Consider the following 11,110-nt stretch of genomic DNA (forward strand, 5'->3'; position numbering starts at 1 on the left):
AAGATTCCTCCCGAAACTCGGCAAATTCGACAGACCGGCGGCTATTTTACGCGACCCCGGCGCCGGCCGCCAGAGGCGGACGACGTATCCCGCCCTTTCTCAACCCGTAATTCCATTCAAAATCATTCGTACTTCCATTCGTACTTCATTAAACATGCTTCATTAATATGTGACTGATACGACGCGACATGATGAGGCGGCTTCTGCGGGCCGCAGCGAAGGCGTGTAGCCATCACATCAGGCAAGGTGCATGGCAATCGCCCCTGCCGTCCGGCGCATCGCCGCTTTCGTCCAAACTTGCAAATTTTTTGCAGAATGGGGCTTGACAAAACGAGGAGCATCGATTAAATTAGATTTAAACTAATTCCAGGAAGGAGGTGAGGCATGACAAAGTATGCCAGCGGGATCCTGGACATCGTCAGCAGGCCGGGTGGGCACCTTACGGCCGAACAGATCTTCTGGGAGATGAAGCGGCGGCACCCCGCCATCGTCATGGCGACGGTCTACAACAACCTGAACGCCCTCTGCGCTCAGGGGGCGATTCGGAGGCTGAGGCTGGAGGGACAGCCGGACCGCTACGACAGGACCATCCGGCACGACCACATGATCTGTCGGCGCTGTGGAGAGCTGACGGACGTCTTCATCGGGGACCTGACGGACCGCCTGAGGGCGGAGACCGGGCTTGAGGTCGACTTCTACGAACTGAAGATCTCCTGGATCTGCAAGAAGTGCCGCGAGAAGGAAGCTTCCGCGGAGCGTGAGGAAAGGAGCGATTCGACCGGGAGGGAGCGCGGAGCGGGTTCCGCCTCTTAATAGAGGGAGAGCCGGGCAGCCGGCCAGAACAAAATTCAATTTCAATTTTAAGGAGGATTTTTTCATGTCGATGATCAACAAAGAAGTGAGCGATTTCAAGGTTCAGGCGTACCACAAGGGCGAGTTCAAGACCGTGACGAAGGCGGACATCCTGGGCAAGTGGAGCGTCTTCTTCTTCTACCCCGCGGACTTCACCTTCGTCTGCCCCACGGAGCTCGAGGACTTGCAGAACAAGTACGCCGACTTCCAAAAGGCGGGTTGCGAGATCTACTCGGTCTCCACGGACACCCACTTCGTCCACAAGGCGTGGCACGACGAGTCCGAGCGCATCGGGAAGATCACCTACCCGATGCTGGCGGACCCCACGCACGCGCTGAGCAGGGACTTCGAGGTGCTGATCGAGGACGCGGGGCTGGCGGAGCGCGGCAGCTTCATCGTCAACCCGCAGGGCAGGATCGTGGTGTACGAGGTCAACGCCGGTAACGTGGGCCGCAACGCCGACGAGCTGTTCCGCCGCCTTCAGGCCAGCCAGTTCGTGGCCGAGCACGGCGACCAGGTCTGCCCCGCCAAGTGGCAGCCCGGTGCGGAGACCCTGAAGCCCAGCCTGGACCTCGTCGGCAAGCTCTAATGGACGACCGGAACTTTTACGACGTCGTCGTGGTGGGAGGAGGCCCTGCCGGTTTAACGGCGGGCCTCTACCTCGCCCGCGCCTGCTACCGGGTGCTGGTCGTCGAGAAGGAGACCTTCGGAGGCCAGATCACCATCACCTCCGAGGTCGTCAACTACCCCGGAGCGGGGCGGACGGACGGCAGGGCCCTGACCGATACCATGCGCGCCCAGGCGGAGAGCTTCGGGGCGGAGTTCCTGATGGCGGACGTCACGAACCTGGAGCTGGACGGGGACGTCAAGAAGGTCCACACGGACCGGGGCGTCTTCTCCTGCTTCGGGGTGCTGATCGCCACCGGCGCGCACCCCCGCGTGCTGGGCTTCCCCGGCGAGACGGAGTTCCGCGGCCGCGGCGTGGCCTACTGCGCCACGTGCGACGGCGAGTTCTTCACGGGCAAGGAGGTCTTCGTCATCGGGGGCGGGTTCGCCGCGGCGGAGGAGAGCGTCTTCCTGACCCGCTACGCCCGCCACGTGACGGTGCTCGTGCGTGAGGACGCCTTCACCTGCGCCGAGGCCACGGCGCGTGGGGCGCTGGAGCACCCCAAGGTCACGGTGCTGACCAACACGCAGGTGGTGGAGGTTTCGGGCGATACCGCCCTCCGCCGAATCCGCTACAAAAACTCCAAGACTGGCACGGAGACGGTCTTCTCCGCGGAGGATGGCGACACCTTCGGCGTCTTCGTGTTCGCCGGGTACGTCCCGGCCACGGACCTCGTCAAGGGCAAGGTGGAGCTCAACCCCCAAGGCTACGTCGTCACCGACCGCAGCCAGAAGACCAGCCTGGACGGGGTTTACGCTGCAGGGGACGTCTGCGTGAAGAACCTGCGTCAGGTTGTGACCGCCGTGGGCGACGGGGCCACAGCCGCGACGGAGCTGGAGCGGTACGCCGCCGCCATGCAGGCCAAGACGGGCATCCACCCCAAAAAGCCGGTTCGCACCGCCGCTGCGCCGACACGGGAGGCGAAGCGCGAAGCCCCCGCGGAGGGCGGCCTGTTCTCCGAGGACATGCGTCAGCAGATGGAGGCCGTCTTCGCCCGGATGGAACAGAACCTGATCCTGGAGCTCTTCCTCGACGACCGCCCCGTCTCGCGCGAGCTGCAAGGCTACATGACGGAGCTGGCGGGAATGACGGACAAGCTCACCGTGAGGACGGGCACGGGGCTCCCCGAAGCCGAGCTGCCCTGCGTCCGGGTCCTGAAGGCGGACGGCACGGATACGGGGTTGGCCTTCCACGGCGTCCCGGGCGGGCACGAGTTCACCTCCTTCATGCTGGGGCTCTACAACGCCGCGGGGCCGGGACAGTCCCTGGACGACACCACGCGGGCGCGCATCCGGGCCATCGACCGGAAGGTCGGCATGAAGGTCCTGGTCTCCCTCTCCTGCACGATGTGTCCGGAGCTGGTGGCGGCCGCGCAGCAGATCGCGGCGCTGAACCCCTCGGTGACGGCGGACGTGTACGACATCAACCACTTCGGAGCGCTGAAGGAGCGCTACAACGTGATGAGCGTCCCCTGCCTCGTGATCGACGACGACAGGGTGACGTTCGGCAAGAAGGGCGTCCAGCAGCTTCTGGACGAGATCGGTTAAAAAATTTCGGCCATCGGCCAAAAAAACTTAAGGAGATTAACATTATGGAAGCCAAAATGAACGCGCTACTCTCGGACCTCGTGTTTTTCTATCACAAGCTGCAGAGCTACCATTGGTACATCAGCGGCCCCACCTTCTTCCAGACCCACGCCAAGCTCGAGGAGTACTACGACGACATCCGGCCGCAGATCGACGAGGTCGCCGAGACCATGCTCATGGTCGGGTACCGTCCGGTGTCGACCATGGCGGCCTTCGCCAGGCACGCGAAGGTCAAGGACGCCTCCGAGGGCTTTGTCGGCGACGTGAAGGCGGTTTATGCGTCCATCCTCGGCGACTTCAAGCACCTCCTGGAGAGCGTCAAGGCCATCAAGAAGGACGCGGACGCTTCCGACAACCACCTCGTTTCCACCAAGATGGACGACTTCATCGAGAGCTACAGCAAGGCGATCTGGATGATCTCGCAGGCGTCCATGTAGCACGGACCTTCGGGCGAAGGCCATGCCGTTCGGTGAAATTGAGTAAAAGAGGAGCCGGCCGGCTCCTCTTTTACTTTGCTTTTTGGCCTTCTGCGCCGGCACCGCAAAAACAGCAGAGCGGCCTCCCCTCCGCGCGCCCTCAAAGCCCATGACCCCGTCCTGAATGGCCGCGCAGCACCCCAAAGGCCGCCGCATCCTGCGGGTTCGGACAAACTGACAAAAAGCGCTTGGCGGCGGGGCGCCTTTTGCGGTACAATGCAGTGCGTTTTTTTGAGGAACGAAAAGGGGAAACGTTCCCCGCAGGGGGAACCTATTTTCATTTTGGGAAGGCAAGGACCTATGCAGGCAGAAAAGATCAGAAACCTGGCTATCGTAGCCCACATTGACCATGGCAAGACGACCTTGATCGACTCCATCTTCAGGGCGGCTCAGACCTTCAGCGCCCACACGCAGGTTGCGGAGCGCGTGATGGACTCGGGCGCCATCGAGCGCGAGCGCGGCATCACCATCCGCTCCAAGCCCTGCACCGTCGAATGGGGCGGGTACCTCATCAACATCATCGACACGCCGGGGCACGCGGACTTCTCGGGAGAGGTGGAGCGCATCCTCTCCACCGTGGACTCCGTCATCCTGATCGTGGACGCCAACGAGGGCCCCATGCCCCAGACGCGCTACGTGCTGCAGCACGCGCTCTCCATTGGCATGAAGCCCCTGGTGTTCATCAACAAGGTGGACCGCGAGGGCGCGGACCCGAACGGTGCCCTCAACAAGACCTTCGACCTCTTCTTTGAGCTGGGCGCAACGGACGAACAGGCGGACTTCCCCGTCCTCTACGGTTCGGGGCTCGCCGGCTGGGCCGTGAAGGACCTGAGCGACCCGCGGCGCGACAACATGGACGACCTTTTCCAGGCCATCATCGACTACGTGCCGGCCCCCAACGTGGACCCGGACAAGCCCTTCCTCATGCAGGTCAGCACGCTGGCGTGGAACGAGTACGTGGGCCGCATCGGCTGCGGTAAGATCCTGCAGGGACATATCCGCAAAGGGGACCCCTTCGTGCGGGTCTCCACGAAGTGGAACACCACGGACCACACGGGCACGGACTGGACGACCACAGGGCAGGAGAACGCCCGGGTGGTGCAGCTGTGGGTGACCCGCGGACTGGAGCGCGTCGAGGTGGACGAGGTGGGGGCCGGCGACATCGTGTGGCTCACCGGACCGACGGAGATCGACATCGGCGACACCTTCGCCGCAGAGGCCATCGCGGACCGTCCCCTGAAGCCCCTGTCCATCGAAGAGCCAACGGTATCCATGTTCTTCCTGGTCAACACAGGCCCCTTCGCGGGACGGGAGGGACAGGCCGTAACGCTTCGGCAGCTCAAGGCCCGCCTCCAGCGGGAGATGCACGTCAACGTCTCCCTGCGCATGGAGGACCTGGGCCGTCCGGACGGCGTCAAAGTATCGGGGCGCGGCGAGTTGCAGCTGAGCATCCTCATCGAGGAGATGCGGCGTGAGGGGATGGAGTTCTGCGTCTCGAAGCCGGAGGTCATCATGGAAACGCGGGACGGCGTGAAGATGGAACCCTACGAGCTGGTGACCGTCGACGTCCCGGACGAGTACCAGGGCATCGTCTTCGAGAAGATGTCCCAGCGCAAGGGCAAGGTGAAGAACGTCGTCAATCAGGACCGCGGCCTGCTGCGCATCGAGATCGAGATCCCGACGCGGGGCCTCATCGGCTACCGGGGGGAGTTCCTGACCGACACCCGCGGCCTGGGCATCATGTCGAGCTGCTTCTCGGGCTACGCGCCCTGGGCGGGGGACCTCGTCACGCGGAGCCGCGGCTCCCTGGTGAGCCTGGACACCGGAGAGGCCACGGCCTACCAACTGGAGAACCTGCAGGAGCGGGGGACGCTCTTCATCTCCCCCCTGGAACCCGTTTACAACGGCATGATCGTGGGAGAGAACAGCCGGCCGGGGGACATGCCCTGCAACCCCACCAAGAGGAAGCAGCAGACGAACCACCGTTCCGCCACCAAGGAGCTGACCACAAAGCTCGACGTCCCGCGCCGCATGTCGCTGGAGAAGGCCATGGAGTGGATCGAGGTGGACGAGCTCGTCGAGGTCACGCCGCAGTCCATCCGCCTGCGCAAGGCCATCCTGGACGAACTGGAGCGGCGAAAGGCAACCCGAAGGGCCGGGGGAGAATCGGACCCGTCCAACAGGAAGTAAATCCGGGGCACGGGGCGAACATCAGCCTATTGGGCGTCCAGCCGCACCGTCACGCTGCAGTCCGGCTAAAAAAACTGAAGGGGGTCGACTCTGTCCGACCCCCTTCAGTTTTTTAGCGCCAGTCCTCCGCTCTCGTCCTCGCGCTACGGCTCCACGACCTCAGCGCCGCGGAAGAACACCCAGTTGCGCGGAGAGTGATAGATTCCCTTCACCCGGGCGCTCTGCATGGAGGGCGTCGTGTAGAAGTAAAGCGGGCAGACCGGCATCTCGCGCATCAGGATCTGCTCGGCCTTGTGCATGTCCTCAATGCGCTTCGCGCGGTCCATCTGCTCAAGGGAATCCCGGATCAGGGCGTCATACTCCGCGTCGCTGAAGCTGGCAGAATTCTCCCAAACGCCCGTCTGCCACATCTCCAGGAGGCTGCCCGCGTCGAAGAAGTCCACCAGGTAGCCGTGGCGCGCGATGTCGAAGTCCTTCTTATTACGGGTGTTGATGAACACCTTCCACTCCTCGTTATAGAGTTCCACCTCAACGCCCAGGTTCTGCCTCCACATGGCCTGAAGCGCTTCCGCGATGGCTTTGTTCCCGAGGTTGCTGTTGTACTTGCACTGCACCTTGGGGAAGTCCTTTCCGTCCGGATAGCCCGCCTCGGCCAGGAGCTTCTTCGCCTGCTCCACGTCGGCGCGCGGGGGGAGGTACTCTGCCTTGTCCTCAGCGCGGAAGTCCGCCGCCGGGTCATTGGGGTCCACGCCCGGGATGCCGTAGGGAATAAAGCCGTTGGCCGGCTTCTGTCCACCCCTCGTCACCTTCTCGACGATGGCCGTGCGGTCGACGGCCAGAGCAAACGCCCTGCGCACGCGCGCGTCGTCAAAGGGCCTGCGGGCCGTGTTGAAAACGTAAAAGTACGTGCCCAGCGTGTTTCGCGCCTTGGCCTCGCCGCTCTCCAGGAGCTGCGGGAGCATTGGAGCAGGGACAAGGGTGTTGTAGTCCACCTTCCCCCCCTTGAAGGCCGCCAGGGCCGTGTTGACGTCGTTGATCATGACCATGCGGACCTTGTCCAGCTTCACCTTGTCGGCATCCCAGTAGTGGGGGTTCTTCACCACCGTGAGCTCGCTGTTGTGCTTCCATTCCGTGATCATGAAGGGCCCGTTGCAGGGGAAGGAGCCCGACGCGGACCAGCCACGGGGGTCCTGCTCCACCACGTCAGCCCGCGCGGGGAAGAAGATGTGGTAGGACAGGTAGTCCAGCATCAGGGGGCTGGGGTGCTTCAGGTCCAGGCGCAGCGTCCTCTCGTCAACCGCCGTCACGCCCAGCTCCTCCAGCTTCGCCGTGCCCTTGAAGCACTCCTCGCCGTTCTTGATGAAGTAGCCGACGTAGGCGAAGGGGCAGGCGTTCTCCGGGTTGAACACGCGCTGGAAGCCGCAACGGAAGTCCTCCGCCGTCAGCGGCTTGCCGTCAGACCACTTCAGGCCCTCCCGCAGGTGGAACGTCCAGGACAGGCCGTCCTCTGAGACCTCCCAGCTCTCGGCGCACCCCGGCTCCGGCGCGTCGTCAAGGCCGATGCGCACCAGACCTTCGCTGATGTTATAGAGCACCGTGGAGCCATCCACTGCGCTGTTCAGCACGGGGTCGATCGTCCGCGGCTCGATACCCAGGTTGTAGACGATCTCCCTCTCCCCGGCCCACGCCGTCCCCATCAGGCACAGTACGGCCACCAGCGCAAGAAGCCACTTCTTTCCCTTCATCAACACACAACCTCCTTCGAAAAACAATTTGGATGACAGACGGGGGCCAGGCGACCCTGACCCCCCAGCGAGGGTCGAGCGCAGGCCTCGGCTCTCGTCCTATCGCTACGGCTCCACGACCTCAGCGCCGCGGAAGAACACCCATTTGCGCGGCGACATGTAGATCCCCTTTACCCGAGCGCTCTGCATGTAGGGCGTCGAGTAGAAGTAGAGCGGCAGCACCGGCAGGTCCTGCATCAGGATCTGCTCGGCCTTGTGCATGGCCTCGACGCGCTTCGCGCGGTCCATCTGCTTGAGGGAGTCCTTGATCAGGGCATCGTACTCGTCGTTGGCGTAGCCGGCGACGTTCTCGGGAACGCCCGCCTGCCACAGCTCCAGGAGGCTGCCCGCGTCGAAGAAGTCCACCAGGTAGGCGTGGCGCGCGATGTCGAAGTCATGCTTCATGCGGGTGTTGATGAAGACCTTCCACTCCTCGTTGGAGAGCTCCACCTCGACGCCCAGGTTCTGCTTCCACATGGCCTGAAGCGCTTCCGCGATGGCCTTGTTGATAGGGTTCAGGTTGTACTTGTAGACAACTTTGGGGAAGCCCTTGCCGTCCGGATAGCCCGCCTCGGCCAGGAGCTTCTTCGCCTGCTCCACGTCGGCTCGATCGGGCAGGAAGGCTCCGCCCTCCGCCCGGAAGTCCTTTTCCGGCTCCACGCCGGGGATGCCGTAGGGGATGAAGGCCACGGCAGGCTTCTGGCCGCCCATGGCCACCTTCTCCGCCATGACCGTGCGGTCCACCGCCAGCGTGAAGGCGCGACGGACCAGCGGGTTGTCGAACGGGGCCCGCGTGACGTTGAAGACGGAGAAGGAGGTGCCCAGCGTCGGGGCCACCTTCGCCTCGCCGCTCTTGATGAGCTGCGGCGTCATCTGCGGCGGGATGCTATCGATCAGGTCCACCTTTCCCCCCTTGAAGGCCGCGAGGGCCGTGTTGGAGTCCGTGATCATCACCAAACGGAGCTTGTCCACCTTCACGTTGTCCGCGTCCCAGTAGTGGGGGTTCTTCACCAGAGTCATCTCGCTGTTGTGCTGCCAGTCGGCCAGCATGAAGGGTCCGTTGCCCAGGGCCGTCTCGGGCTTGGACGTCCAGCCGCGGGGGTCCGCCTCGATCACGTCGGCCCGCGCCGGATAGAAGATGTGGTAGGACAGGTAGTCCAACATCAGGGGCGTCTGGTACTCCAGGTCGATGCGGAACGTGACGTCGTCCACCGCGACCAGTCCCACCTCCTCGGCCTTCGCCTTGCCGTTGAAGAACGCCTCTCCGTTCTTGATGAAGAAGCCTAAGTGGGCGTAGGGCGATGCGTTCTCCGGGGTAATCGCCCGCAGGAAGCCATAGCGGAAGTCCTCCGCCGTCATGGGCTTGCCGTCGGACCACTTCAGGCCCTTCCGCAGGTGGAACGTCCAGGACATCCCGTCCTCGGAGACCTCCCACTTCTCGGCACACCCCGCCTCCGGTGCGTCGTCGAAGCCGATACGCACCAGCCCCTCAAAAAGGTTGAAGATCACGTTCGAGCCGTCCACCGCGTTGTTCAGCACGGGGTCGATCGTCCGGGGCTCGATGCTCAGGTTGTAGACGATCTCCTTCTCCCCGGCCCACGCCGTCCCCATCAGGCACAGCACGGCCGCCAGCGCAAGAAACCACTTCTTTCCCTTCATCAACACACGACCTCCTTAAGAATATTGAAAAAACGGGCCTTGCCCAAACCTCGCGCTCTCGCGCGACCCGATACGCGCAGATTTATCGATCGCCTCCGTTCACGACCGCCCGTCCGATTCGGACAGGGCGCTCACGGTTCACACCCTCAGGATCAGAGAGGCCAGGAGGGCGACGCGGGGCACCAGGTGCTCCAGAAAGAGCTGCTCCTGCGGGTTGTGGATGAAGTTTCCCACCATGCCCATGCCGTCGATGGTGGGGACCCCGGCGTCCGAGATGTCGTTGCCGTCCGAGCAGCCGCCCACCATGGGAGCCGCCTCGATCCTCATGTCAAGGTCCGCCCCGCACTGCTTCAAGAGCTCCAGCAGGGCGAGGTTCCGTGCGTTCTCCGCCAGCGGCGGGTGCCCTACCCTGACCTCGAACTCTACCTGTGCGCCGGGCAGGACAGCCTTCCGCTCCGCGAGGAGGCTCCTCGTGCGGGGGATCTCCTCCGGGACGCACATGCGCCAGTCCACGGTCGCCTCCGCGTAGTCGCTGACGACGTTGACGGCCTTGCCGCCCGATATGACGCCGGGGCTGTAGGTGCTGCCCTTCCCCTCGTAGTCCGACAGCCCCTTGAGGTAGATGATCTGATGCGCCAACTCCACGTTGGCGTCGACACCCTCCTGGGGGTTGTTGCCGGCATGGGCCGCTTTGCCGCGGCATCGGACGACGATCTCCCCACCGCCCTTGCGGCTGGGCTTGACCTTCCCGTCGGGGCAGGTGGCCGGCTCCGGGACGATACAGGCGCAGGCCCCCCGCGCGCTGTCAAGCAGCAGGCCCCGTGAGCTCTCGGAGCCCGTCTCCTCGTCGGAGTTGTTGACGATGCGGACCCTCTTGCCGAGGGGGAGGCCCAGGTCCTTCAGCGCCTTCAGGGCCCAGACGACGGCGATGTCGCCGCCCTTCATGTCGATGACCCCGGGGCCGTAGAGCACGTCCCCCTCCCGACGGACGGGCACGGACCCCACGGAATGCACCGTGTCGATGTGCCCGACGATCAGGAGGGTGCGCTCCCCCTCCCCGACCTCCGTCACCAGGTGGTCTCCCGCCTCCGTCTGCGGGACCGTCCGGGACACGGCGCCAAGGCGGTCCCGATAGAGCGAGGCCAGAACCCTTCCACAGGCGTCCACGGCGGCCTTGTCCCCCGTAGGGGACTCCGAGCGGACCAGCGCCAGCAGGTCGGCGACGATGTCCTCTTTATGGGCCGAGAGCCAGTCGAAGATCCTCTTCTCTTGATCCTTCATAAAATGTATCGCTTCCCCACTCGTCCGACGTCGGACGGCCTACATCATCGGGCAGCCGCACAGGTGCCCCGGACGGAGCTCCCGCAGCACCGTATCGGCCTCGGCGCACTCCGGCTTCGCGTTGGGGCATCGGGTGTGGAACTTGCACCCGGCGGGCGGGTTCAGGGGGCTTGGAATCTCGCCCTCCAGCATGATGCGCCGCCGGGCGTCCGACCGGTCCGGGTCCGGGATGGGGATGGCCGACAGAAGGGACCGGGTGTAGGGGTGAAGCGGGTTGGTGTAGAGCTCGTTGCTCTCCGCCAGCTCCACGATGTCGCCCAGGTACATCACGGCGATGCGGCTGCTGATGTGCTTCACCATGGAGAGGTCGTGGGCGATGAAGAGGTACGTCAGCCCCAGCTCGGTCTGCAGGTCCTCCAGTGTGTTGACGATCTGCGCCTGAATGGAGACGTCCAGCGCCGAGATGGGCTCGTCGCAGACGATGAACTCCGGCTCCACGGCCAGGGCGCGGGCGATGCCGATCCTCTGCCGCTGCCCGCCGCTGAACTCGTGCGGATAGCGGTTGGCGTGTTCGCCGTTCAGCCCCACCAGCTTCATCAGGCGTCGCATCCGGTC

General features: G+C 64.1%; 9 protein-coding genes. 5 read left to right on the top strand and 4 right to left on the bottom strand.

Going from position 1 to position 11,110, the window contains the following annotated elements:
• Positions 1-384 precede the first annotated feature (384 nt).
• From SY1_RS04490 to typA, 5 genes are all read left to right on the top strand, one after another.
• On the top strand, positions 385-813 hold the full coding sequence (locus tag SY1_RS04490; protein ID WP_015556321.1) for a Fur family transcriptional regulator: 429 nt from the start codon (positions 385-387) through the stop codon (positions 811-813).
• Between the two features lie 64 nt (positions 814-877).
• Complete coding sequence (gene ahpC, locus SY1_RS04495; protein WP_015556322.1) at positions 878-1,441, top strand: alkyl hydroperoxide reductase subunit C; 564 nt, start codon at positions 878-880, stop codon at positions 1,439-1,441.
• On the top strand, positions 1,441-3,066 hold the full coding sequence (locus SY1_RS04500; protein ID WP_015556323.1) for an FAD-dependent oxidoreductase: 1,626 nt from the start codon (positions 1,441-1,443) through the stop codon (positions 3,064-3,066). Before ahpC ends, SY1_RS04500 begins: the two co-directional genes overlap by 1 nt.
• Before the next feature lie 56 nt (positions 3,067-3,122).
• Entirely contained in the window at positions 3,123-3,542 is a 420-nt protein-coding gene (locus SY1_RS04505; protein ID WP_208872841.1) for a Dps family protein, read from the top strand.
• 339 nt (positions 3,543-3,881) lie between these two features.
• Positions 3,882-5,771, top strand: coding sequence for a translational GTPase TypA (typA, locus tag SY1_RS04510; RefSeq protein WP_015556325.1), 1,890 nt, complete (start codon positions 3,882-3,884; stop codon positions 5,769-5,771).
• 143 nt (positions 5,772-5,914) lie between these two features.
• Here the strand turns inward: typA and SY1_RS04515 are convergent, their stop codons facing one another.
• From SY1_RS04515 to SY1_RS04530, 4 genes are all read right to left on the bottom strand, one after another.
• Positions 5,915-7,516, bottom strand: a complete 1,602-nt coding sequence (locus SY1_RS04515; protein ID WP_015556326.1) for a peptide ABC transporter substrate-binding protein — start codon at positions 7,514-7,516, stop codon at positions 5,915-5,917.
• Positions 7,517-7,621: 105 nt separating this feature from the next.
• Positions 7,622-9,214, bottom strand: a complete 1,593-nt coding sequence (locus SY1_RS04520; protein ID WP_015556327.1) for a peptide ABC transporter substrate-binding protein — start codon at positions 9,212-9,214, stop codon at positions 7,622-7,624.
• Between the two features lie 138 nt (positions 9,215-9,352).
• The gene (locus tag SY1_RS04525; protein ID WP_015556328.1) at positions 9,353-10,495 is read right to left on the bottom strand and encodes a M20/M25/M40 family metallo-hydrolase; all 1,143 of its coding nucleotides are present in this window, start codon (positions 10,493-10,495) and stop codon (positions 9,353-9,355) included.
• A 39-nt stretch (positions 10,496-10,534) separates the two neighbouring features.
• Positions 10,535-11,110: oligopeptide/dipeptide ABC transporter ATP-binding protein (locus tag SY1_RS04530; protein ID WP_208872843.1), on the bottom strand; the 576-nt coding region annotated here is incomplete at its 5' end.

This window comes from Fretibacterium fastidiosum, assembly GCF_000210715.1.
In the GTDB taxonomy this organism is placed as follows: domain Bacteria; phylum Synergistota; class Synergistia; order Synergistales; family Aminobacteriaceae; genus Fretibacterium; species Fretibacterium fastidiosum.

What these genes read in the sequence shown, in the direction of transcription:
- ahpC (WP_015556322.1), top strand. Translation starts at nt 878, where the DNA reads ATGTCGATGATCAACAAAGAAGTGAGCGATTTCAAGGTTCAGGCGTAC.
- SY1_RS04490 (WP_015556321.1), top strand. Translation starts at nt 385, where the DNA reads ATGACAAAGTATGCCAGCGGGATCCTGGACATCGTCAGCAGGCCGGGT.
- SY1_RS04500 (WP_015556323.1), top strand. Translation starts at nt 1,441, where the DNA reads ATGGACGACCGGAACTTTTACGACGTCGTCGTGGTGGGAGGAGGCCCT.
- SY1_RS04515 (WP_015556326.1), bottom strand. Translation starts at nt 7,516, where the DNA reads ATGAAGGGAAAGAAGTGGCTTCTTGCGCTGGTGGCCGTACTGTGCCTG.
- SY1_RS04520 (WP_015556327.1), bottom strand. Translation starts at nt 9,214, where the DNA reads ATGAAGGGAAAGAAGTGGTTTCTTGCGCTGGCGGCCGTGCTGTGCCTG.
- SY1_RS04505 (WP_208872841.1), top strand. Translation starts at nt 3,123, where the DNA reads ATGAACGCGCTACTCTCGGACCTCGTGTTTTTCTATCACAAGCTGCAG.
- typA (WP_015556325.1), top strand. Translation starts at nt 3,882, where the DNA reads ATGCAGGCAGAAAAGATCAGAAACCTGGCTATCGTAGCCCACATTGAC.
- SY1_RS04525 (WP_015556328.1), bottom strand. Translation starts at nt 10,495, where the DNA reads ATGAAGGATCAAGAGAAGAGGATCTTCGACTGGCTCTCGGCCCATAAA.